We start from the raw sequence: 21,254 nt of genomic DNA, 5'->3' as shown, positions 1-21,254 counted from the left end.
CGCCAGCTGGGCGGCCACCCCTGACGAGGACCGGGAGACCCCCTCGACACCCGTGACCGCCTCGGATGAGGCCGGGGGAGAACCGTTCCGGCGCACGCGGGCCAGGCGGATCCCGGGGGCGCAGGCCCGACCACGCCTGGAATGCGCCGATCGACTGCCCGGCCACCAGCGAGGCAGCGGCTCACCCCCTGTCGAGCTGCGCACCGCCCTTACGACGACCCGCTCTCAGAAGGCATACCTCACCCGGAGCCACGGCGCATGGCGGCTGATCAGGGCGCGCAGCGCCCGCACGGCATCCCCTTTGACCCTGTTGCGGTAGCGGACGTTCAGAGCGCCGTTCTCGGAGCGCTTGGCCTGCTGGAGCTCAGGTCGCCACAGCACCTCCTCGGCTCGGGGATGCCAGCCGAGATTGACCTCGTGCAGCTCCTGGTTGTGCGTGAGCATGATCACCTCAGCGGCGGCCTGTTGCTTCACCCGCCGCGGCAGGACGTCGTCGAGGTGGACGAGCAGCTCGGCCCAGGCGTCCTGCCAGCCGGGACGGACGACCACGGGGGAGAGGTTGAGGTGCACCTCGTACCCCGCGTCCAGGAAGTCCGCCGCGGCGCCGATGCGCTCGGCGACGGGTGAGGTGCGCACGTCGAGCAGCCGGGCGTCGTCCGGCGGCATCAGCGAGAAGCGGATGCGGGTGCGCCCCCGGGGATCGAGGGCCAGCAGGTCGGGGTTGACGAACTTCGTGGCGAAGGATGCCTTGGCCGTGGGCCACTGCCGGAACGCGTGCACCAGATCCGCGGTGTTGTCGCAGATCAGCGCGTCCACCGAACAGTCGCCGTTCTCCCCGATGTCGTACACCCACGCCTCGGGGTCGCACTGGTTCGGCTCGGGCTTGGGCCCCTGCCGCGCCACGTGCCGGGCGAGGTGGCCGATGATCCGGTCGATGTTCGTGAAGACGGTGATGGGGTTGGCGTACCCCTTGCGCCGGGGCACATAGCAGTAGGCGCAGGCCATGGCGCAGCCGTTGGAGGGTCCGGGAGCGATCCAGTCCGCCGACCGGCCGTTGGGGCGTGTGGTGAGGGTCTTCTTCTCGCCCAGGACCAGCGTCTCGCCCTTGACACGCACCCAGCGGTCGATGTTGCCCTGGTTGCCGTGCAGCCCGGGGATGCGCCAGTGGGAGTCCACCATGGTCACGCGCGCGTCGGGGAACCGGGCGGTGATCTGCCTCCCGCGCGGGGACGCGGCAGCCGCGGGCTCGGCGTAGATCTCCCGCACGGGCAGCATCCGGCGGGCCTCCGCGGAGGTGCGGAAGGAGGGGTGCCGGTCGGTGGCGGCGGGTGCGGGGGTGAGGGCGTCGAGCCCGAACAGTGCGCCGGAGTCGTCGTCCGGACCGCCCGACGGGTGGTGCATGAGTGCTCCCGGACGGATGGTGCGAGAGGCGAAGGGCCCGGTCACTTCCACTCTACGGGGCACACGTCACCGCCGCGCCCGAGCGTGCCGCGCACGGTGCGTGAGCGGGACCGCCGGGGGCATACGGGTGACAGGAACCCTCGGCCGGCACCCCACCCAAGGAGGCACAGAGTGCTGGGCATCATCGCGGCAGTCCTGTTTCTTCTCGCCTTCCTCATCAACGCGGCGGAGATCTCCACCAACGACGTCTTCACCTCGACCAACGTCATGCTGATCGGGCTGGCCCTGCTCGCCCTGCACGTCGCGGGGGTCGGCAGCGGCTGGTCGGCCCGGGGCCGCAGGCGCTGACCGGCCTCAGGCGAGGACCGAGCGATACGGCCGCCCAGCGCTCGGCGACCTGCCCGGCCGGGGCGGCGGCCGCTCGGCCCGGAGCCGTCGGGCGGTCCCGTGACCACTGACGGTCCGCCCCGCCGGAGCACGCTCACTCTCTGAGCGGCCGCCGCAACACCTCCCACAGGACCAGGGTTCAGGCGATGGACGCCGAAATGACGGCGGAGACAGCGAGGTTGCAGGACGCCGTCACCCAGACCGCGGGATGAGGCTCCGCCTCGACCAGCGTCGCGCCCAGGCGCCCCGGCGTGATCAGGTCCACCACCAGGAACGCCACGGCCATCATCACCAGCCCGAGCAACCCGAAGGCCGCAGTCGAGACCAGCCCCTTGCCGAAGTCCTCGTACGTCGTCCAGATGGACGTGAACACGATGCCGCCGATACCGAGCAGTGCGGAGCTGAGCACCACGGCGGCGTTGCGGTTGCGCTGTTCCCATATCTGTCGGCCGAGCTTTCCGGGCGTCAGCACGTCGACCAGGACGATGCCGAGGACCAACAGGACCAGCCCCAGCCCGCCGTATGCGGTGGCCCGCCCGAGTCCGTTGACGATGTCGCTCATGGGATTGCCGACTCCAAAGGGTTGAGATCGTGAGTGATCGCGGTCAAGGAGAGGCAAAATCTAGCGCAGACGGTCCGTCCTCTGATCATCGCCCGGCCTTCCGCGCGAACCTGCGTGACTCTGCAACCCGACAACCAGACAACCCGAGACCCGACCGCGCGCCCGACGAAGGTGGTGGAGAAAATGTCGGGTGGCCGGGACCGGTGCCGCCGCACGATGGGGGCATGGACGACACGACCCTGGTATCCACCTTCATCCGCGACGGCTTCGTGAAGCTGGAAGGCGCCGTCGCGCCGCGCGTGGCCGCGGACTGCGCGCGGCTGCTGTGGCGGGAGACGGGCTGCGACCCGGACGATCCAGCGACGTGGACGCAGCCCGTGCACTGGGTGGCCGGCATGGCACAGGGGCCGTTCGCGGCCGCACCCAACTCCCCGTCCCTGCACCGCGCGTACGACCTGCTCGTCGGCGAGGGACGCTGGGAGCCGCGCTACTCGCTGGGCACGTTCCCGCTCCGCTTCCCGCACGCGGAGGAGCCCGACGACGCGGGCTGGCACATCGAGGGGAGTTACCTGCCGGAGGGCGAGAGCTGGTACTTCACGAACCTGCGCTCCCGGGACCGGGCGTTGCTGATGCTCTTCCTGTTCAGCGAGGTCGGTGAGGAGGACGCCCCCACACGAATCCGGGTCGGCTCACACCTCGACGTACCGAAGGTGCTGGAGAAGTACGGGGAGGACGGGGCGAGTGGACTGGCCCTCGCGCCCGATCTGGTGGCCGCGTCAGACCACCGGCCACTCGCCTACGCCACCGGGTCCCCGGGCGACGTCTTCCTGTGCCATCCGTTCCTGGTGCACGCGGCGCAACCGCACCACGGGGTGCGACCGCGCTTCATGGCCCAGCCGCCCCTGATGCCGGCCGCGCCGTACGAACTGGAGCGGGCCGACGGCGCGTACTCCGCCGTGGAGATCGCGATCCGTCGGGGCCTGGGGCAGGACGGTGACTAGCTGTGCCGTTCCGACTGGCTCTGCGCGGCATCGGCCGCGGTTCCCCGACGCCGACGAGCCGCTGGTCCCGCTCGGGGCGGAGACCCAGCAGCGTCGCGCTCCAGTAGCCGCAAGCCGAGCGCGAACTCGATGCGAGCGGAAGAGCCCGCGGCGGCCCAAGAGCGAACCGGCCGCCGCAGGCCCTCCGACTACGCGCGATACCCGTGGCGAGCCGAGCCCGAGACGCCCGGCAGCGTCAGCCGCTGGACCCGGCCGCCGGTGACGGACCGGGTGCCCGGCGCCCGGGGATCGGCCGACGGTGCGTCAAGCGCGCGGAGCGCCGATGCATATCCCTGTCCCATGCAGGGTCACCCCCGTGTTGCCGGCGTCGTGAGAGGCGAGGCTCTTCCAGCCGCACACCTTGAGCGCGAAGACGTCACCGCTCACCACGATGAAGTGCTTGCCCTGGAGGTCGATGCCCTTGCGGTCCCTACCCCCGACGACATTGATGTCCAGCCACACGCGGTCCCCGGGATTGTGCACCACACCCAGCCGGAACGAGCCCGACGGCGGCTTGTTGCCGCTGCACGCGGCACGGCCGTTGCCGCTGGTCGTCGTCAACAGGCAGTAGTCGGCGACGATACTGGTGTACATGTCGATCCGGATGTTGTAACTGCCCTCGGCGTGCGCGGCGGGTGCCGCCGCCGTTCCGAGGCCGGCGGTCGCCAGCAGCACGGCTCCTGCGGTGGCCGCTTTCTTGCCGATGCGAGTCATCCCTCTTCCTCCCGTGGCGTGTCTCTGCGCGCGTGGACCGCGCGCCGGGAACGAAGTTATGGGCAGTGTCCGGTGCGGAGTTGTCTCTCCGTGCCGGAGAACGTGCGTCTGCGTGACGTCTCGCCTGAACCGATGCACAGCCTGGGACCGATCAGACGAAAGGAAAGAGGAGCACAGGGGGAGGACCACCATGAGCATCGTGCTGTCCACGGCATCGGTACCCGCCAGGGAGCGGCTGGACTACTGGTACGAGGTGATCAGCCAGACGTACGGCCAGCTCAGATCCGTCCGCCTGGACATCTCCACCCCCACGAAGGCTCCCCACGAGGCCACTCTCACGGCCTTCCCGCTCGGCTCCGCGCTCGTCAGCACGACGGAGGCCGCGCCTTTGCGCATCCGCCGGACCGCACCCGGTGCCGCCGGTGCGGACACGGACTACGTGAGTGTTTCCTTACAGGTTCGCGGTGAGATGGTGATCGACCGGAACGGCGGCCAGACGGTGTTCCGCCCCGGGGCCCTGGCCTTCTTCGACACCACCTGTCCCTTCGCCACCGAAGTGACGGCGTCCTTCCGGTCGCACGTGTTCCAGATACCGCGATGGATGGTGGGCGTCAGTGAGGCCGACCTGCGGCTTCTCAGCGCGGCGCCGATCGAGGCCGACACCGAGACCGCGGCGCTGGTCATCTCCTTCCTGTCCCGTCTCGCCGACCGAGCCGCCGACCATCCTCCCCACGTCGGCGACCTCCTCGCTCGCAACGCCGCCGACCTGATCACCACCCTCGCCGCCGAACGCCTGGAGCGCGACGTACCCGATACCGGAACAGACGCGGCGGGCACCGCCCTGCTCCTGCGGGTCAAGGCGTTCATCGATCGCAACCTCGCCGACCCGGACCTCTCCCCGCGGACGATCGCCGCCGCCCACCACATGTCCGTACGCCATCTGCACCGGCTGTTCGAGAAACAGGGCACCACCGTCAGCCGCTGGATCCAGCACAACCGGCTGGAGGCGTGCCGCCGCGAACTCGGCAGGCCCGGCCGGAACGCGCCGACCGTCGCGTCCGTCGCCCATCGGTTCGGGTTCACCAGCCCCACCCACTTCAGCCGCACCTTCCGCGCCGCCTACGGCATGTCCCCGCGCGAGTGGCGCAGCACCAGGGAACTCCACCGACAGCGAGAAGCGGCTGCGCCGACAGGTCCGGCACGGCTGCTGGCCTCAGCCCCGCCCTCATCGGCGCCGAACTCTGTCCTTCGCCAGGAGTCCCGACACCAGTGACTTACCATTAGCAATCCCTGGAAGATAATTCTTCGGAAGATGAGTGATGGCAGACCTGAAGCGGCTGTACCGGGAGCTGGTCTCGCTGGAGATCGAGCTGTGGAACGGCATCGAGGGGCGGTTGCGGGCCGAGTACGACCTGCCGCTGACCTCGTTCGAGGTGCTGCACCTGCTGTTGCGTCGGCCCGGGCCGCGGATCCAGGACATCGCGGAGGAATTCTCGATCACCGTGGGCGGCACGAGCAAGGTGGTCGACCGCCTGGAAGCGGCGGGCCTGTGTGAGCGGCGCGCCAATCCCACCGACCGCCGTTCCTCGATCGTCGAGTTGACGCCCGAGGGCCGGAAACTGGTGGACGGAGCACTGAAGGTCTTCGAGGACGAGCTGGAACTGCGGATCGGGTCGGTGATCTCCGAGCGGTCCGTGCGCGAGGTGACGGCGGTCCTCAGCACGCTGCGGGCAGCCGGACGGGCCCTGGACGCGGAGCGGAAGGACGCCGGGCAGACGCCGGCGCCGGGCACGCGGACGCCGAAACAGCCCGGCCGGCCGGCGTAGTGAGCGAGGGCCCGCGCAGAGCCCGCGGCGCAACCCACCGGGGGAAGGCGGCGCTGCCGTCGAAGGCAATACCAGTGTCGACATAGCCGCGGTCCCGGCGAGCGGGTACCAGCCGCGTTCGTGCGGAGCGACTCATGCGTGTCCGGGGCAGGGGCCAGCCCCGGACACGCACGGGTTCAGCCCCAGAAGGCGTCTTCGGCGGCCGGGTCGCTGGAGAAGAGCCACATCTCGGTGATCTTGCCGCCTGCGACGCGCAGGAGGTCGACCCCGTCCATGCTCATCGACGCGTCGTCGCGACGGCCGCTGAAGTGAATGGTGGCGGTGACCAGATCGCCGTTGGCCATGAGCGTGTGGATCGTGTCGATGGCGAAGGTGCCCCGGCTGGCCTCCATCATCCGGCCCAGCATCTGGAACACGGCGTCCCGGCCCTTGTGCTCGCCGGAGAACTGGTTGGCACCGGGCTGGTGCCAGACGATCGACTCGTCGAGGAGTTCGCCGAGGGTGGCCATGTCTCCCGTCTGCACGGCCTGGAAGTAGCTACGGGCGATGTCGATGTTCGCGCTGGTCATGGTGTTTCCTCCACGGGCGGTATGTGTCGATGCTTGATGCGGGGGCGGGGGAGGGCTATCGGGCGAAGTCGAGGCGGTCCGCCAGGTCGGCGTCGTCGAACGCGGCCTCGATCTCGCTCCGCCCTTCCTTGAAGTGGGCCCAGCTGTCGTAGTGGGCGGGAACGACCCGGCGGGCGCCGAGCGTCTTCGCGGCCTCGGCGCCCTGGACGCTGTCGAGGGTGAGCAGGGCGCCTTCGAAGGCGAAGGACATGCGGGCGCCGCCGAGGAAGAGGATCGCGGTGTCGACGGGAGCGAACCTCTCGGCGATCTCCTCGACGTGAGCCAGGTCGGCGTTGTCGCCGCTGACGTAGACCGAGGGCAGGTCGTCGGAGGTGAGCATGAAGCCGACGACGTCACCGGAGATCGGCTCGCAGCCCTCGGGGCCGTGCCGAGCGGGCAGGCCGGTGACGGTGACGATGCCGCCGTCGGGCCGCTTCAGCTCGGCGCTCTGCCAGAAGGCAAGCCCCTGAGCATGACCGCCCAGACGGCCGGCACCGCTGACGGTGGTGAAGACGACCGGCACCTCGGGCAGGAACGCGCGGCCGGCGTTGTCGAGGTTGTCGTCGTGCTCGTCATGGGAGAGCAGAACGGCGTCGACGCGGCCCAGATCGGCGGCGGTGACAGGCGACGGCTCGGTCTTGACGAGCTTGTGGTCGCCGGGAAGGGGCATGGGGTACTCGCCGGGCGGGTCGAAGGTGGGGTCGGTGACGAACCGGAGCCCGCCGTACTCGATCACGGTGGTCGGACCGCCGTAGGCACGGACGGGGATCTTTTCGCTGGTGGCGCTGGCGCCGGACATGGTCAACCTCCAGGCGGAGAACAGGGAAGACGCGGCCCCGAGAAGCCGGTCAGGAGGGGAGATGCGCGGCTCTCCGGGGCAGCCGAGGGGCAGCGATGAGGGCCTGCGAACCGGCCCGGCGTCCAGCAAACCATTTACATTTCATGGAAGCAACTTCCATGGATTATTATTCCAAGGGTTGGGTTCGGTGGCCCTCAGGCGCCGCCCCTCGGACAGCACAGGAATCCGGCGTCTGGGACGCGGACGCTCGGGTCAGCGGGAAGGAAGCGGTCGTGGAGCCGGTCGAGATCGAAGCGAAGACCCTGATCCAGAGGTCGAAGACCCCGTCGAACGACTACGTCATCAACCCCTACACCGGCTGCGTGCTGGGCTGCGCCTACTGCTTCGCCAGCTTCGCCGGGCGGCAGTTCGGCCGGTCGGTGAAGGAATGGGGCGACTACCTGTACGTCAAGAAGAACGCGGTCGAACTCGCCCGCAAGGAGCTGGCGAAGATGCCGGAGGGCAGGCGGCGGGGCACGATGCTGCTCAGCTCGGTCACCGACCCCTATCAGGGCCACGAGAGGAGGTACCGGCTCACCCGCGGCATCCTGCGCGAACTGCAAGCGGTGGAGTACCCGGGTCTGGTCCGCATCCTCACCAAGTCACCCGTCGTCACCCGCGACATCGACCTGCTCACCAGCCTGCCCCGCGCCGAGGTCGGCATGACCGTGACCACCACCGACGACAAGGTCAGCCGCTGGCTGGAGGTACGCGCTCCACTCGCCTCCCGCCGCCTGCGCACCCTGGCCGAACTCACCGAGGCCGGCATCCCCACCTACGCCTTCGTCGGCCCGCTGCTGCCGCACTTCGCCACCCGGCCCGAGCTCCTGGACGACCTCTTCGGCCGCCTCGTCGACGTGGGGGTGAGCGAGGTGTTCATGGAGCACATCAACCTCAAGCGGTACATCCGCGAGCGCATGGACCAGGTCCTCGTCGACGAGCCCGAAGACGTCCGCGAGGCGTACCTCCAGGCGCAGACGAAGGAGCATCGCGAACAGCTCGACGCGATCGTGGCGGAGCTGCTGGACACACACGGCCTGCGGCTGCGCTTCGAGGAGGTCGTCCACCACGACGACAACGACGCCCTGCGCCAGCGGCTCGCGTCCTCGGCGTGACGGCCTCCGCGCCGCCGAACGGGGCATGCGTCAGGCGGTGACGTCCGCCTCCGGATCCGGCACCGCCATGGCCCAAGTGCCCATGGCGTCCAGGACATCGCGCAGCCCCTCGCCGAGAGGGGTCAGCGCGTACTCGACGCGCGGCGGGACCTCCGCGTAGGTCGTGCGGGTGACGATGCCGTGCCGCTCGAACTGGCGCAGCCGGCTGGTCAGGGTGTGGGGGCTGATGCCGGGCAGCGCCTCGCGCAGCTGGTTGAACCGGTGGGGTCCGTGCAGCAGTTCGCGCACGATCAGGGTGGCCCACGGGCCGTTGAGCAGCGTGAGGAACCGGGCGACGCCGCACTCGGGAAGACAGGGATCGGTCACAAGTTTGACCCTACGCCATTAGTGCAGTTGCTGTAACTGGTGTATCGCATGCACTAATGGCGCCATGACCTACGTGATTCACGGCGCCACCGGCGCCCAGGGTGCCCCCGTCGTCGCCGTTCTCTCCGCCGCGGGCAAGTCCGTGACCGCTCTGACCCGAAACGCCGACGCCGTCGTGGACGGCGCGCAGCGCGTCGTAGCCGCCGGCTACGGCTCCACCGCTGAACTGACCGAGGCCTACCGCGGTGCTGACGGCGTGTTCGTCCACCTGCCGGTGGTCTCCGAAGAGGATCGCCGCACCTACGCGCGCAACATCGTCGCCGCTGTCCGCGCGGCCCGCCCGGCCCGAGTGGTGTTCTCCACCAGCGGCGCCCCGATCGACCCCGAAACCGGCGGCGCGGCCGCGGCCCTGGCCGACGGACTGGCCGGCACCGGGGTGCCCCATGCGGTGATCACACCCACGTTCTACCTGGAGAACCTGCTCATGCCGTACGTCCTCGACGCGGTCCGCGACCGAGGCGTACTGCCCTACCCGATCCGCGCCGACTTCCCTGCCTCCTGGGCGTCTCACCTGGACATCGCCGATGTCGTCGCCGCTCTGTTCGACCGCCCGGACATCACCGGCGTGATCTCCGTCGGCCAGTACCCGGCGATCACCGGCCCGGACCTGGCCGAGGCGTTCGGCGCCCACTTCGGCAAGGACGTGCTCTTCGAGCAGATCACTCCCGAACAGTTCCGCAGCTCCGTCGCACCTCTGATCGGCGAGGGCCCCGCCGCCGACGTCGCCGGAGCCTACGCGGCCATGAGCACCCTGCCGGACCGCTCGATCACACCCGAGAACTCCGCCCAGAAGCAGCTCGGCATCACCCCCCGCACCACCGGACAGTGGCTGACCGACATCGGCCTGTGACCGCAACCACGATCGGCTTGGACCGCTTGCGTCAGGCAGGACTTGGCAAGCCGCCGTAATCGACGGACGGTCTGCCAAGCCCTCAAGCCGTGCTGAACTCCCACTGCTCAGCGGCCCGGGCCGCCCCTGTGACACGTGGAGGAGGTTGCAGCGAGGTGCGGTGCACGGGCCAGGCGCATCGTCACGGCGTCACGGCTGTGCGACGGAGGTGGCGGCCCGGGTCACCGCTCGTGCCCGCCCTGGGCGGCTGAGGACGTCGGTGCTGTCGACGAACTGGTCGACGGCGCAGGTCGGCGGCAGTGCGCGCACGGCCGGGTCGGTGATGCGGGCAGCCAGCGCCGCGGTGAAGCGTTCGGCGCGCAGGACCTGGAACGGTCTGCTGTGGTAGGTGCGCGTGCTGGGGTCGACCGGGTCGGTGAGGCGGAGCCGGTTGTGGGCGGCGGCGACAGTCTCGTAGGCGCGGGCCAGGTGGTGCTCGCGGGTCTGCCAGTCGGTGGCGGCGAGGGTCGCGGAGAGGACGGGCGTGAGGACGGCTGCCTGCGGGGTGCGGGCGAAGGCGCTGCCCAGCCATTTGCTGTACGGCGGGTAGCGGCGGTCCATGAGCAGACAGAGCCGCATCAGGTCGCGGACCAGGCGGGCGGCGACGACGGCGGAGCCGAGTTCGTCGTCCACTTCGCCGCACCGGCCGACGAAGGCATCCTCCTGGGAGATGCGCTGCCACTGGCACGCAAGCACGTGCAGCCAGAGATCGTGGGGATACCAGGCGAGCCGCTCGCGGGCCGGGGCGAGTCGGCCGAGGCCGTCATGGAAGACGGCGCCGGCGGTGACTTCGGCCAACCGCTGCGTGGGAGTGGCCAGCCAGTCCGTCAGGGTGACGCCCCGGCCGGGGTCGAAGCCCAGCTGCTCGGTGAACCAGGTGGCCGGGTCGGTGATGTCGACGCGGTGGTGCACCGGCCCGTCGGTCGCCTGCATGACGCGGATACCCGCCTCGGCTGTGGGGGCGAAGTGGGTGGGGTAGCCGTGGAAGGTCTTCGGCAGACGTGCGGAGAGCAGGTCTTTGATCGCCGCCCCGTGGCGGGCGACATCGTCCGGGCACAGAAGAAGCTGGAGGCGAGGCCCCCACTCGTGGTCGGCGGAGCGGGCGGTGTCGAATCCCAGGACTTCCGAGCCGCTGCCGAGACGGGCGGCGGAATGAGAGATGCCGGGGGCGGCCTCGTCCAGCAGGGGCCGGACGGCTTCGAAGTAGAAACGGCGGGAGAGCTCCAGTCCGGGGGTGAAGGACGGTGTGGTCATGGCCCAGAGCCTGCCGGACGGCCAGGACAGGGGGCGAAGGCTTTTCCCGGGACTGGCGTTTGCCTGGTGAGTGCAACGCCCGGCCTGACAATCGACCTTGATCTCCGACGCCTACGGTCCCGCCGACAGCTGCGGCACGGGCTGCGCGAGGGCGACGTCTACGGGCCGCTCCCCACGATCAGTTTGCGCCGCAAGGACGCCGGCGCCGAGTGCGGAGTGCCCGCGGTGAGGGGCGTGGCGCGGCCGCCGGGGATGTGGTGACGCTGCGCCAGGAGGTGCGTTCGTCCGGCATGCCGGCGGGTGGCGGTGGTGAGTCACGCGTTGGCGCGCCGGCGTCGACGGCGTCGGTCACTCGGGCTCACTGCTCGGCCGCCTGGCGGGCGATCTTGTCGAACTGGGCGCCCATGGCCTCGGACAGCGCCTGGGCGGCCGACAGCGGGCGCACCATCACCGTGAAGTCGTCGATCTTGCCGTCCTCGTCGAAGTGCAGGAAGTCGCAGCCCTGGAGCTTTTTTCCGGCGATGCTCGCGGTGAAGACGAAGGCGTGGTCGCGGCCGTCGGGGCCCGCGATCTCCCGGACGTAGGTGAAGTCGTCCAAGACCTGTGTCACGGCGCGCAGGATCGCGGTGGTGATCGCCTTGCCCGGGTACGGCTTGAAGGCGACCGGGCTGGTGAAGACGACGTCGTCGGCCAGAAGGGCGGCCACGGCGTCCAGGTCACCGTTCTCGACGGCCTTGCGGAAGGGGTGCATGATCAACCTCGATACTCAACAAGTTGTATATGTGTAGAGGAGGGTAGAGGCGACTGCCGTGCTTGTCGAGGCTGCGGCGCTGCGGGAGTGCTCGGCACCGGACACTGGCGGGGCCGTACCGTGCTCCCATGGCATTGCGGAACGCGGTGATGGCCGCGCTGCTGGAGGGCGAGGCGTCCGGTTACGACCTCGCGAAAGGCTTCGACGCGACGGTCGCGAACTTCTGGACGGCGACGCCTCAGCAGCTTTATCGGGAGCTGGAGCGCATGGAGGCCGAGGGGCTGGTCACCGCTCGCGTCGTCGAGCAGCGGCGTCGTCCCAACAAACGGCTGTTCTCCCTGACGGAGGCCGGGCGGGAGGCGGTGCGCGCATACACGGCCCAGCCGCCGGGCCGGCCCGCGGTCATCAGGGACGAGCTGCTGGTCAAGGTGCAGTGCGCGGACGCCGGGGACATCGAGGCGGTGCGTGCCGCCGTCGTCGAACGCATGGAATGGGCCACGGCCAAGCTGGCCCGCTACGAGAGAATCCGGCAACGGCTGCTGGGCGGCCGCTCGGAGGAGGCGTACTTCGCCGAGGCCGAGCGCATCGGCCCGTACCTGACGTTGCTGCGCGGGATGTCGTTCGAGCGGGAGAACCTGCACTGGGGCGACATGGCGTTGCGCAGGCTCGACCAGCGCGCCAATACCATTAATCAAAAAATTGACTAGAGTGGTGGTTCTTGGCGCTGACGCAGACGAGGAGCCGGCCGCACATGTCAGGAACTGAGACCCGCTACCTGCGCTTCGTGGCCCTGGGCGACAGCCATACCGAAGGAGTCGGCGACGGCGACGACGTGACAGGCCTGCGCGGGTGGGCCGACCGGCTCGCCGAGCACCTGGCCCGGCACAGCCCGCAGCTTGGCTACGCCAATCTCGCCGTACGGGGCCGTCTGGCCGGGCAGGTCCACGCACAGCAGTTGCCCGCGGCGCTCGCGCTGCGGCCGGACTTCGCCACGGTCGTGGCCGGAGTCAACGACATGCTGCGCCCCCGCTTCGACGCGGATGAGGTGGCCGGGCATCTGGAGGCGATGTTCGCCGCGCTCACCGGCCAGGGGGCGCGCGTGGCCACGCTCACCGTTCCCGACATCACGCGCCTGACTCCACTGGCCCGTCCGCTCCGGCCGCGTCTTGAGGCGCTGAACCACCGTGTTCGCGCCGCGGCGCACCGGCACGGTGTCGTCGTCGCCGACGTCGCCCGGTATCCGGTGGCCACCGATCCACGCCTGTGGAGTCAGGACCGCCTCCACTGCAGCCCACTGGGCCACCAGCGGATCGCGGCGGCGCTCGCTCACTCGCTCAGCCTGCCGGACACCGACGACTCCTGGACCCACCCGCTGCCCGTCCTGCCTGCCGACCGGGCACGCTTCCTGCGTGCCGCGTCGGCCGAGGTGCGCTGGCTCGCCGGATTCCTCGGTCCGTGGATCGGCAGGCGCGCGTGTGGGCGCTCCTCCGGAGACGACCGCGTGGCCAAACGCCCCGACCTCCTGCCCGTCCCCAGCTCCGGCCAACGCCTCGGCCGTGCCCTCCAGCGTGGACAACAGCCCTCCGCCGACCCGGCAGACGCCTCGCAGTAGCGAGATCCGCTTGTCCGGGCATCAGAAGCGGCCGGCACCTGCCCGAGCCGGTAAACGATGCGGATCCGGCTGGGCGCTGGGCGATCATCACTGAGCTGGGTTCAACAGCCAGCACCGTGTGTGACGGTTCGTAGGAGCCGGTGCCGGCTCCTACGTTGATGACAGTGGTGGCACCATCGAGGGGTTGATGGATCCTGGCGGCGATTCGGGGGTCCGGTCGCTGGTGTCAGCGTAGGTCGCACCGATGCTGTGGTAAGTCGCCATACCGCACAGTATGCTCTTCCCGCTGACACCGGAAAGAGCTCACAGCGAGGACTGGAGGCGCGACCTGCCCCTGCTCGCCACCCCGGACGTCCAGGGAATAGCAAGCGGCTCGCCGAACTGCTGGACAACCCGACGCTGCGCCCCGCAGTACGTGCGCTGGCAGATCGCACTGCAGGGCAGCATGGGTTTACCGACGCGCCTGTGGGTCCCTGGGCGTCGGCGTTCGCCGATTTTGTCGGGGCGAGGGCTCGACCTCGCGGTGTGATGCCAGGATGGAGGAGCCGGGCTGTGTGGAGGCGAGGGTTGAACTCACCACTGGCTCACCGATACCGGGAACAGTTGCGCCTCCGTCGGCGCAACCTGTTACGCGTTCGTCAACCGCTGTCACGGCCCTGAGCGACGACGCCCTGGTCCTTCTCGCCATCCTCACTGGCACCACCACCACCGACGATGTGCTGGCCGCACACGAAGCCGGCCTTGCTGAGTGGAAGCGAGAGCAAGAGCTGCGCCGCTACCCAGAGCTGGCCGTCCTCGACGCCGACCTGGACCGCATGGCACGAAGAAGCTGAGCCAGCGCACCACCGAGTCGCAGAACGGTGCCGGGCCGCACGGAAGTCCGGTGCGGCCCGGCGCTGTGCCCGGCTCGGCGGCTCACTGGCTCAGCGGCCGGTGCGGGGTGCTCATGCAGCGGGAGCGTCGTGCTGGTCCGGGAGATGTTCGTGGTGGTGTTGAGTGGGACGGGATGGAGGGGTGTGCCTGGCCGAGATCACCACAGTCGGCGATGTCGTCCGAGGGTTCGCGGCGATCCCCGGGAGGGCGTCGGGAAGGTGCCGACCGCCGCGATGCCGACGGTGGTGGCTGTATGAGGCGTTCCAGTCAGAGGAAGGCGAGGCCGATGGGTCTGGATGCCCCGTCTGTCCGATGGCCTCAGCAGACGGACCGGGCTTTCTTCAAGGGCCGTTGTGGCAATCGACGCAACCGACGCAATCGACGGGTTCCCGAAGGCGGTGGTCCATGAACGGAAACTATGAACATCGCCTATTGGATCGTCGTGGGACTTCTCGCCTTCTTCTTCTACGCGGGCGTCTGTGGTGAGGGCGCCGGGGTCGGGCTGGCAGCGGCTGCACGCGTGGTGGGTGCCTCGTCGGTCTTACCCGGTCAATGGGCAGGCCGGACGATCTCCCCGCCGTAAATCGTTTGTGCCCGGTCGGGTTCGCGACGAGTATGCGGCCAATCGGACGAGGTGAAGGGGCGCTTCTTGACTGTTGATGAGGCCGTCGCGGTGGCTGACGCACGCATCAGGAAAGAATCGTGGTTCTCGCACACTGAGCACCTGGTGGTCATGCACGGCAATCGCAGGGTGGCCGAGCATGCCTACAGGCGACGGGCGGTCGACGAACCGGGCGACATCTTCTCCGTCACCAAGAGCGTGCTGTCCACGCTCGTGGGCAGCGCGGTCCTGGATGGCCGGTTCCGGCTGGAGGCCACAGTCGGTGAACTGCTGGGTCGGTCCGTGCCAGGGGCTGTCAAGCAGGTGTCCATGCGTCACTTGCTGACCATGACCGGCGGCGCGGATCCCTCCGGCGATTGTGACATCGACGCCGTGATGGCACTCCCGGGTGGCTGGGTGGACACTCTCCTGTCCGCTCCTCGCCTGTCCGCGCCGGGTGCGCAGTTCCGGTACGACAACGGTGCGGCCCACGTCCTGGCGGCATGTCTTGCCCGCGCGCTGGGGGAGGATCCGGAGGTGTACGCCGCTCGTCGCCTCTTTGCCCCGTTGGGCATCACGCGGTGGCACTGGCCTCGAGACCCCGACGGACTGCCCTACGGCTTCGGCCATCTCCAGCTCTCGCCGCTGGACCTCCTCGCGCTGGGGCGACTGTGGTTGGCGGGTGGTACGGCTCCGGGCGGTCGGCGGCTGTTCACCGCCGGGTACGCCGCCGATGCGACCCGCGAGCATTCCGCCGGTGGCCCGCCGGAGTGCGCGGGGTACGGATTCCTGTGGTGGGTGACGGAAATGGCGGGCCACGCGACCTACTTCGCCGGTGGATACGCGGGGCAGCACATTGTGGTCGTACCGTCGCTCGCCCTGGTCACGGTGACCACCGGCGCGGAGGTGGCACTGGGCGCGAACTGGCGTCCTGCCTTGGATGTGGTGCACGGTATCGTGGCCGCCGCGAGCCGGGAGCTGGGTGCCGACGATGGCTGACCGGTAGCGAAGTGGCTCCGGCGACCCGTCGGCGGCGTCGTACGCCGCCTCAACCGAACGGGGAACAGGCCACACGCCTGGCTCACCTTGCCGGGGACAAGGGTTCGCCGTGGTCCGCACGGACGTCCCGTTCCGAGCCGGAAGCACCTTGGTCCAGCAACGTCAGGAGTGCGGGCATGAGCACGGGCCGCACCACGAACGTGTCCAGCAGGATCCCGATGGCGACGGCCATCCCCATCTGAGTCAGCGGAACGAGCGGCAGGACGGCCAGGACGAGAAACGTGGCGGCGAGCACCACTCCCGCACTGGTGATCACTGTGCCGGTGGAGGCCATGGCCCGGTGCAGGCTTGTGCTGCACGCGTGACGCCTGCGCTCCTCGCGGTAGCGGTGGAGCAGGAAGATGCTGTAGTCGACGCCCACGGCCACTACGAACACGAAGGCGAACAGCGGGATGCGGGGCTCGATCCCGCCGAAGCCGAACACGTACCGGCTCAGCGCGAAGGTGAGGCCTGCTGCCGAGAGGGATGTGAGGGTGACGGTGGCCAAGAGCAGTCCTGCGATCTTCCAGGAGCGCAAGAACACCACCAGGACGGCTCCCACCACCAGGAGGATGGCGGGGACCGTCACCATGAGGTCGTGTTCTGCCGCATCCTGTGCGTCGACCGCTTCTGCCGCGGTGCCACCGACGAGGGCGGAGGCGCCCACAGCGTCGCTCAGGGTTCGCCTGAGCGAACGTACGGCGTTTTCGGAGGCGCGGCTGAAGGGCGCTGCCCTCAACTGCACCTCGTAGAGGTCCCATCCGTCGGTGCGCCCGGTCCTGTCGACCGCGGTCACCTGAGAGTGTCCGGCGAGTGCGGTGCGGGCCTGGCGCGCAGCCGAGGGGCGCACGGCGACCACGGCCGGCTCGACGGGGCCGGTGGGGAAGTGCTCGGTGAGAACGCGCAGGCCCGCCACGGACTCCGGCTGGTCACGGAACTGGTCCACGGAAGACAGGCCCCACTGCACCGCCCCCACTCCCTGCGCGAGGCCCAACAGCAGGGCGCCGCTCACGAACGCCGCGCGGACCGGCCGCCGTGTGACCGCGCGGGAGACCTTCTCCCACAGCTTGGACATCGAGCCGGCCCGGCCGGCCTGGGGAAGCGACGGCCAGAACATCCAACGCCCGCTGATCAGGAGGAGTGCCGGCAGCAGAGTCAGCATGACGACGGAGGTCGCCACCACCGACAGCGCGAGTGTGGGCCCCAGCCCCCGGGTCTCGGGCACGGATGTGAGCAGCAGGCACCAAACGCCCCCCACCACTGCTGCCGCGGAGCACAGCACGGACCTCGCCGTGCGCCGTACTGCTCGGCTCATCGCCGCGAACGGGTCGTCTTGTGCGGCGAGTTCCTCGCGGAATCTGGCCACGAGCAACAGCGCGTAGTCCGTGCCGATACCGAAGACCAAAACGGTAAGGATCTTCCCGGTCAGGTCCGAGTAAGTACCGCCGAGAGCGCCGTACAGGGCGATCGCCGCCTGCGCGACGACGAGGGCTGCCACGACGGAGACGAGCGGCAGGATCCACAGCACCGGACTTCGGTAGGTCAGGATCAGCAGCAGGACGACCACGCCGACGGTGGCCAGCAGCAGCCGCGTGTCCGTTCCTGCTTCCAGCTGGTCGGCGTCCACATCCAGCGCCGCCTCTCCGGTGACGTAGGTCTGCAGGCCGTCGGGAGCCGAGGCGAGCTGCCTGCGCACGGTGTCGACGAGACGGTCTGTGTCCGTCGCGGACGCCGTGAAGGCGGCGATGGTGCCGTCGGCCGCGAGGGTGATGGCGGACGTTCCCTGCCGCCCGGACACCGCAGCTGCCGTACGACGACGGAGGTGGTCGAGCCATGAGCGATCCGTGCCGCGCAGACCGCCAGGACGCGCAGCCACGACGGCTGCCGCCTGTTTCCCGACGCCTGCCGCTTCGGTGCCCTCCACCAGCTCGTGCACACGCGTACTGTCCGCGCCGCTCACCAGCTCCATCGAGGCCCCGTCGGACTCGTACGCCCCCATACGGTCGGCAGCGGGCCACAGCGCTGCCAGAGCAGCCAGCCACAGCCCGAAGACGGCACAGGCCAGCAGACGCTTCCGCGAGATCACACCCTTTGTGTTCATAACAAAGGACGCTAGGCACCGGTGTTTCGGCTGACATCGCTCGTCGGAGGGGTTCCCGCGGTGGTGCCGTGGGGTGAGTGGCTCAGCCTGTGGTACCAGTCCCGACGCCGGTCTCGTAGGCGAAGATCACTGCCTGGACACGGTCGCGCAGATGCAGCTTGGCCAGGATGTTGCCGACGTGAGTCTTCACCGTGTGCTCGCTGAGGGTGAGCGTCGCGGCGATCTCCGCGTTGGTGAGCCCGCGCGCCACATGGGCGAGCACTTCCCGTTCCCGCTCGCTGAGCACAGCGAGTTCCGGCGGCGCAGCGTGGGTCCGAGTCGGTGCGGTGCGCACGTACTCCGAAATCAGTTGCCGGGTCGCCCCGGGAGAGAGCAGCGACCGCCCTGCCATCACCTCCCTCACTGCCCTGATGAGGTCCGTGCGCGGTGAGTCCTTGAGCAGGAAACCGCCGGCGCCTGCTCGGAGGGAGTTGAACACGTGCTCATCCTTGTCAAAGGTCGTCAGCATGATCACCTTCGACCGGGGGGAGGCGAGGAGGACTTCCGCGGTGGCTGCGATTCCGTCGAGCAACGGCATGCGTACGTCCATGAGTACGACGTCCGGCTGGTGCTGTCCGGCCAGCGACACCGCTGCCAGTCCATCACCGGCCTCGGCCACTACGGTGATGTCGGGCTGGGACTCCAGGATGAGTCGCAGGCCCGTACGGACGAGCTCCTCATCGTCGACGAGCAGTACCTGGATCACCACGGATCAGCCTCTCTGCACCTGCGGGACGACCAACTCGACACTCCACACATCGTCAGTGTGATCGATGTGAACCCGGCCTCCGACGCTGGCGGCCCGCTCCCGCATACCCCTCAGCCCGTGGCCCCGGCCCCGGCCGGTGAACGCGGAGCCGCTCGGCAAGGGGTTGGACACTTCAAGGCGAACCCCGGAGTGATCCTCTGCGACCAGGACCTTCACGGGGCTGCCCGTCGCGTGCTTGAGCGCGTTGGTCAAGGACTCCTGAGCGACTCGGTAGACCGCGAGTTGCGCGGCGGGGCTCATGTGGCTTTCGACCACGCCGGAGAGGGTGACCTCCATTCCGGCTTCCCGCACGGCCTCGATGAGCGCGGGAAGGTCGGACAGACCGGGAAGGGGGCGGCGCTCCTCGCCGGCGTCGGCATCCGGTCGCGATCCGGTGTCGGCTCCGTCCTCGTGCCGCAGCACTGCGAGCATGCCGCGCAACTCGTGCAGGGTTCGCCGACCCCGCAGGGAGATCGAATCGAAGATCGCGCTGGATGACGGGTGTGCGTCGGCGGAGGCCGCGGCACCGCCCTCGGCCAGCACGACCATCCCGCTCACCGAGTGAGTGAGCAGGTCGTGCATCTCGCGGGCGATGCGGGCCCGTTCCTCCGCGGCCGCGCGACCGGCCTCCGCCTTCAGCAGGCGGTGCTGGGAGTCCTGGCGTGTCACGGCGTCCTTGAGCGCCCGCAGGCGATAGCGACTCACCACGCCGAGGAGCCAGGCCACCACGATGATCAGCCACGTGTAGGCCACCTCGATGAACGTTGTGGCGGCCTCGCGGCCGAGCAGCACCGCCGGGACCATCACCACCGCCACCCCGAGAACCAGCGCCGCCTGCCAGCGGCGGGCGTACGCGGCAGCGGCGTGAATCGCTGTCAGTGCACCCAACGGTGCAGGAGGCGCCGGCCAGGCCGCCAGTCCGTAGATGAACGCACTTGGGGCGACGACGACGTTGACGGCGAACGGAGCCCTGCGCCGAGCGGCGACGGGCAGTGTCTGACCGGCAGCCGCCACATACGCCCAGGCCGGCACATGGCAGTCGCAGTCCGCCGACTGGTACCGGAGCACGAGGGCAGAAAGAGCGAAGAGCACCAGCGCCAGCAGCACATCACCTGCCAGAGAATGCCGTCGTCCCCACTCCGAGCAGCGCGTCAGGACACCCGCTCGCATCACTCCCACCACCTGGCCTCGTCAGTGAGCGCACGGCACGGCTCCCTGCCCGTGCAGTCGGCGAACCACTGTACTGGCGGGGCTCGGTACGCCGGCAGCGGTGCGTGGCTGGGCCGATGATGTTGGCTGTCTTGCACCGGACGGGGCGTCAGCCGGGTGCCATAACGGTCCAGCGTTTCGGGACCAGGGTGAAGCCCCTGGTCCCGGGGCGCGGGCGACGATTTCCATGCCGGTGCCCAACGCGGAGGCGACGCGTACCGCTCCTACGACCGGGATCTGACTCCGAGCGGGCTCCGCGGCCGGCCCCTCCTCAGCCCTACCCGTACGTACGTCTGCCAGCGCACCCGCGTTGGGCAACCCGCGCGCGCCAGGCGCGCGAGGCGGATCTCCCGCGCCTGGCGCGCCGATGCGAGCTTCACGACACAGGGCCGTGGTGATGGCCGTTCGGCCGTGCTGTCGGCCTTGGAGCACGCGCTGGAACAGCCAGCCGGGCGTATTGTCCCTATGTGGGTGACCTGTGGTGTGGCTGGTGCGGTGGGAAGTTCACCGAGGCTGAGCCTTGCGCGTGTTCGCTTGTGCAGGCCGGCGCAGCGACAGGCGGCCTGGTGGGTCCGACGCCGGCGGCAGGAGAAAAGGCCAGCGTGGTCGGTGATGGTGGCGGCCAGTGACGAGCTGCTGAAGCACGTCATGAGCGTGGTGCCTGCCGCCCGCCACCGTGCCTGCGCCAGGGCGGTCTCCCGCCCGCTGCTGATCAGGGTTACGGCAGGCCCACCAGGCCCCAGCCGCGACGGGCCGTCTCCCGTGCCACCTCGGCCCATTCGCGCAGTAGCGCGGTAAATCCCTCGAAGGTGTCCGGGCGTCCTGCCCAGCCCTCGCACTCCGCGCTGAACGGCCTGCGCAACTCCTCCAGACGCGGCTCCACCCGCTGCCAGGCATGGACCTTGCCGGGCACCACCTCCGGCGGGCAGACGAGGAGAGTGCGCGGGTGCCAGCGGTCGGTGGCGGGCGGGAAGACGCCCCCGCCGGTCAGCGCAGGATCAACGGCCGGATCCGCGTCCCAGATCAGGCCGCCCAGGAAGCAGTCCATCGCCTCGCGCACGGCGGTGTCGACCAGTGAGCGCATGTCGGCCCAGGCGTCGCCTGCGTGGGCATGCGGCCTGTAGGAGCCGCTGGTGCTGTAAAAGCGGTACTCGGCGCACCACACCGACTCCTGATCCGGCGGCCACACCCAGCCTTTGGCCAAGCCGTACGTGGAGAGATA

22 protein-coding genes and 1 pseudogene are annotated in these 21,254 nt (G+C 69.6%); 10 read left to right on the top strand and 13 right to left on the bottom strand.

What is annotated here, in order from left to right:
• Positions 1-225 precede the first annotated feature (225 nt).
• The gene (locus C1703_RS00115) at positions 226-1,401 is read right to left on the bottom strand and encodes a spore photoproduct lyase family protein (RefSeq protein WP_114249918.1); all 1,176 of its coding nucleotides are present in this window, start codon (positions 1,399-1,401) and stop codon (positions 226-228) included.
• A gap of 171 nt (positions 1,402-1,572) precedes the next feature.
• On the opposite strand from C1703_RS00115, the gene C1703_RS00110 reads away from it, so the two are divergent.
• Positions 1,573-1,749: a hypothetical protein gene (locus tag C1703_RS00110; protein ID WP_114249917.1), complete on the top strand. Its 177-nt coding sequence runs from the start codon at positions 1,573-1,575 to the stop codon at positions 1,747-1,749.
• Positions 1,750-1,927: 178 nt separating this feature from the next.
• Here the strand turns inward: C1703_RS00110 and C1703_RS00105 are convergent, their stop codons facing one another.
• Positions 1,928-2,350 carry a DUF350 domain-containing protein gene (locus tag C1703_RS00105; protein WP_114249916.1) on the bottom strand — a complete coding sequence of 141 codons (423 nt, stop codon included), beginning with the start codon at positions 2,348-2,350 and terminating at the stop codon, positions 1,928-1,930.
• Positions 2,351-2,574: 224 nt separating this feature from the next.
• Here C1703_RS00105 and C1703_RS00100 point away from each other — a divergent pair, with 224 nt between their 5' ends.
• Positions 2,575-3,351, top strand: a complete 777-nt coding sequence (locus C1703_RS00100; protein ID WP_114249915.1) for a phytanoyl-CoA dioxygenase family protein — start codon at positions 2,575-2,577, stop codon at positions 3,349-3,351.
• 303 nt (positions 3,352-3,654) lie between these two features.
• Here C1703_RS00100 and C1703_RS00095 read toward each other — a convergent pair whose 3' ends face one another.
• Entirely contained in the window at positions 3,655-4,104 is a 450-nt protein-coding gene (locus tag C1703_RS00095) for a hypothetical protein (RefSeq protein ID WP_114249914.1), read from the bottom strand.
• A gap of 190 nt (positions 4,105-4,294) precedes the next feature.
• Here C1703_RS00095 and C1703_RS00090 point away from each other — a divergent pair, with 190 nt between their 5' ends.
• Together C1703_RS00090 and C1703_RS00085 are read left to right on the top strand one after the other, a co-directional pair.
• The gene (locus tag C1703_RS00090; protein WP_114249913.1) at positions 4,295-5,377 is read left to right on the top strand and encodes a helix-turn-helix domain-containing protein; all 1,083 of its coding nucleotides are present in this window, start codon (positions 4,295-4,297) and stop codon (positions 5,375-5,377) included.
• A gap of 46 nt (positions 5,378-5,423) precedes the next feature.
• On the top strand, positions 5,424-5,930 hold the full coding sequence (locus C1703_RS00085) for a MarR family transcriptional regulator (RefSeq protein ID WP_114249912.1): 507 nt from the start codon (positions 5,424-5,426) through the stop codon (positions 5,928-5,930).
• A gap of 176 nt (positions 5,931-6,106) precedes the next feature.
• On the opposite strand, the gene C1703_RS00080 is transcribed toward C1703_RS00085, so the two are convergent.
• Together C1703_RS00080 and C1703_RS00075 are read right to left on the bottom strand one after the other, a co-directional pair.
• Positions 6,107-6,499: a nuclear transport factor 2 family protein gene (locus C1703_RS00080; protein ID WP_114249911.1), complete on the bottom strand. Its 393-nt coding sequence runs from the start codon at positions 6,497-6,499 to the stop codon at positions 6,107-6,109.
• A gap of 55 nt (positions 6,500-6,554) precedes the next feature.
• A complete protein-coding gene (locus C1703_RS00075) occupies positions 6,555-7,337 on the bottom strand; it encodes an MBL fold metallo-hydrolase (protein WP_114249910.1) in 783 nt (260 codons plus the stop codon).
• Positions 7,338-7,609: 272 nt separating this feature from the next.
• Here C1703_RS00075 and C1703_RS00070 point away from each other — a divergent pair, with 272 nt between their 5' ends.
• Positions 7,610-8,491: a radical SAM protein gene (locus tag C1703_RS00070; protein WP_114249909.1), complete on the top strand. Its 882-nt coding sequence runs from the start codon at positions 7,610-7,612 to the stop codon at positions 8,489-8,491.
• Between the two features lie 30 nt (positions 8,492-8,521).
• On the opposite strand, the gene C1703_RS00065 is transcribed toward C1703_RS00070, so the two are convergent.
• A complete protein-coding gene (locus C1703_RS00065; RefSeq protein WP_114249908.1) occupies positions 8,522-8,857 on the bottom strand; it encodes a helix-turn-helix domain-containing protein in 336 nt (111 codons plus the stop codon).
• Positions 8,858-8,921: 64 nt separating this feature from the next.
• Here C1703_RS00065 and C1703_RS00060 point away from each other — a divergent pair, with 64 nt between their 5' ends.
• A complete protein-coding gene (locus C1703_RS00060; protein WP_114249907.1) occupies positions 8,922-9,767 on the top strand; it encodes an NmrA family NAD(P)-binding protein in 846 nt (281 codons plus the stop codon).
• A gap of 189 nt (positions 9,768-9,956) precedes the next feature.
• On the opposite strand, the gene C1703_RS00055 is transcribed toward C1703_RS00060, so the two are convergent.
• Together C1703_RS00055 and C1703_RS00050 are read right to left on the bottom strand one after the other, a co-directional pair.
• Positions 9,957-11,060 (bottom strand): DUF4037 domain-containing protein, encoded by a 1,104-nt coding sequence (locus C1703_RS00055; RefSeq protein ID WP_114249906.1) that lies wholly within the window; start codon positions 11,058-11,060, stop codon positions 9,957-9,959.
• A 358-nt stretch (positions 11,061-11,418) separates the two neighbouring features.
• Positions 11,419-11,811, bottom strand: a complete 393-nt coding sequence (locus C1703_RS00050; protein ID WP_114249905.1) for a nuclear transport factor 2 family protein — start codon at positions 11,809-11,811, stop codon at positions 11,419-11,421.
• A 128-nt stretch (positions 11,812-11,939) separates the two neighbouring features.
• Between C1703_RS00050 and C1703_RS00045 the strand changes: the two genes are divergently transcribed.
• Positions 11,940-12,518 (top strand): PadR family transcriptional regulator, encoded by a 579-nt coding sequence (locus tag C1703_RS00045; RefSeq protein WP_114249904.1) that lies wholly within the window; start codon positions 11,940-11,942, stop codon positions 12,516-12,518.
• A 44-nt stretch (positions 12,519-12,562) separates the two neighbouring features.
• The gene (locus C1703_RS00040) at positions 12,563-13,423 is read left to right on the top strand and encodes an SGNH/GDSL hydrolase family protein (RefSeq protein ID WP_114249903.1); all 861 of its coding nucleotides are present in this window, start codon (positions 12,563-12,565) and stop codon (positions 13,421-13,423) included.
• A 58-nt stretch (positions 13,424-13,481) separates the two neighbouring features.
• Here C1703_RS00040 and C1703_RS39445 read toward each other — a convergent pair.
• Positions 13,482-13,669: pseudogene (locus C1703_RS39445) on the bottom strand (SAM-dependent methyltransferase); the annotation flags it as partial.
• A gap of 290 nt (positions 13,670-13,959) precedes the next feature.
• On the opposite strand from C1703_RS39445, the gene C1703_RS00030 reads away from it, so the two are divergent.
• Both C1703_RS00030 and C1703_RS00025 read left to right on the top strand, forming a co-directional pair.
• Positions 13,960-14,256 carry a hypothetical protein gene (locus C1703_RS00030; protein WP_157993065.1) on the top strand — a complete coding sequence of 99 codons (297 nt, stop codon included), beginning with the start codon at positions 13,960-13,962 and terminating at the stop codon, positions 14,254-14,256.
• 689 nt (positions 14,257-14,945) lie between these two features.
• A complete protein-coding gene (locus tag C1703_RS00025; protein WP_157993064.1) occupies positions 14,946-15,896 on the top strand; it encodes a serine hydrolase in 951 nt (316 codons plus the stop codon).
• 82 nt (positions 15,897-15,978) lie between these two features.
• Here the strand turns inward: C1703_RS00025 and C1703_RS00020 are convergent, their stop codons facing one another.
• From C1703_RS00020 to C1703_RS00005, 4 genes are all read right to left on the bottom strand, one after another.
• Complete coding sequence (locus C1703_RS00020; RefSeq protein ID WP_114249900.1) at positions 15,979-18,036, bottom strand: MMPL family transporter; 2,058 nt, start codon at positions 18,034-18,036, stop codon at positions 15,979-15,981.
• An 82-nt stretch (positions 18,037-18,118) separates the two neighbouring features.
• On the bottom strand, positions 18,119-18,784 hold the full coding sequence (locus C1703_RS00015) for a response regulator transcription factor (protein ID WP_114249899.1): 666 nt from the start codon (positions 18,782-18,784) through the stop codon (positions 18,119-18,121).
• Positions 18,785-18,787: 3 nt separating this feature from the next.
• A complete protein-coding gene (locus C1703_RS00010; protein WP_157993063.1) occupies positions 18,788-19,930 on the bottom strand; it encodes a histidine kinase in 1,143 nt (380 codons plus the stop codon).
• Positions 19,931-20,750: 820 nt separating this feature from the next.
• Positions 20,751-21,254: hypothetical protein (locus tag C1703_RS00005; RefSeq protein WP_232840360.1), on the bottom strand; the 504-nt coding region annotated here is incomplete at its 5' end.

Origin of the sequence: Streptomyces sp. Go-475, assembly GCF_003330845.1 — a bacterium.
Taxonomy (GTDB): Bacteria; Actinomycetota; Actinomycetes; order Streptomycetales; family Streptomycetaceae; genus Streptomyces.
This window is presented reverse-complemented; position numbering and strand designations above follow the sequence as displayed.

Excerpts from the sequence above, each read along its gene's own strand:
- C1703_RS00090 (WP_114249913.1), top strand. The coding sequence starts at position 4,295 with ATGAGCATCGTGCTGTCCACGGCATCGGTACCCGCCAGGGAGCGGCTG.
- C1703_RS00115 (WP_114249918.1), bottom strand. The coding sequence starts at position 1,401 with ATGCACCACCCGTCGGGCGGTCCGGACGACGACTCCGGCGCACTGTTC.
- C1703_RS00105 (WP_114249916.1), bottom strand. The coding sequence starts at position 2,350 with ATGAGCGACATCGTCAACGGACTCGGGCGGGCCACCGCATACGGCGGG.
- C1703_RS00060 (WP_114249907.1), top strand. The coding sequence starts at position 8,922 with ATGACCTACGTGATTCACGGCGCCACCGGCGCCCAGGGTGCCCCCGTC.
- C1703_RS00080 (WP_114249911.1), bottom strand. The coding sequence starts at position 6,499 with ATGACCAGCGCGAACATCGACATCGCCCGTAGCTACTTCCAGGCCGTG.
- C1703_RS00020 (WP_114249900.1), bottom strand. The coding sequence starts at position 18,036 with ATGAACACAAAGGGTGTGATCTCGCGGAAGCGTCTGCTGGCCTGTGCC.
- C1703_RS00030 (WP_157993065.1), top strand. The coding sequence starts at position 13,960 with ATGGAGGAGCCGGGCTGTGTGGAGGCGAGGGTTGAACTCACCACTGGC.
- C1703_RS00075 (WP_114249910.1), bottom strand. The coding sequence starts at position 7,337 with ATGTCCGGCGCCAGCGCCACCAGCGAAAAGATCCCCGTCCGTGCCTAC.
- C1703_RS00050 (WP_114249905.1), bottom strand. The coding sequence starts at position 11,811 with ATGCACCCCTTCCGCAAGGCCGTCGAGAACGGTGACCTGGACGCCGTG.
- C1703_RS00100 (WP_114249915.1), top strand. The coding sequence starts at position 2,575 with ATGGACGACACGACCCTGGTATCCACCTTCATCCGCGACGGCTTCGTG.
- C1703_RS00040 (WP_114249903.1), top strand. The coding sequence starts at position 12,563 with ATGTCAGGAACTGAGACCCGCTACCTGCGCTTCGTGGCCCTGGGCGAC.
- C1703_RS00095 (WP_114249914.1), bottom strand. The coding sequence starts at position 4,104 with ATGACTCGCATCGGCAAGAAAGCGGCCACCGCAGGAGCCGTGCTGCTG.
- C1703_RS00085 (WP_114249912.1), top strand. The coding sequence starts at position 5,424 with ATGGCAGACCTGAAGCGGCTGTACCGGGAGCTGGTCTCGCTGGAGATC.
- C1703_RS00045 (WP_114249904.1), top strand. The coding sequence starts at position 11,940 with ATGGCATTGCGGAACGCGGTGATGGCCGCGCTGCTGGAGGGCGAGGCG.
- C1703_RS00055 (WP_114249906.1), bottom strand. The coding sequence starts at position 11,060 with ATGACCACACCGTCCTTCACCCCCGGACTGGAGCTCTCCCGCCGTTTC.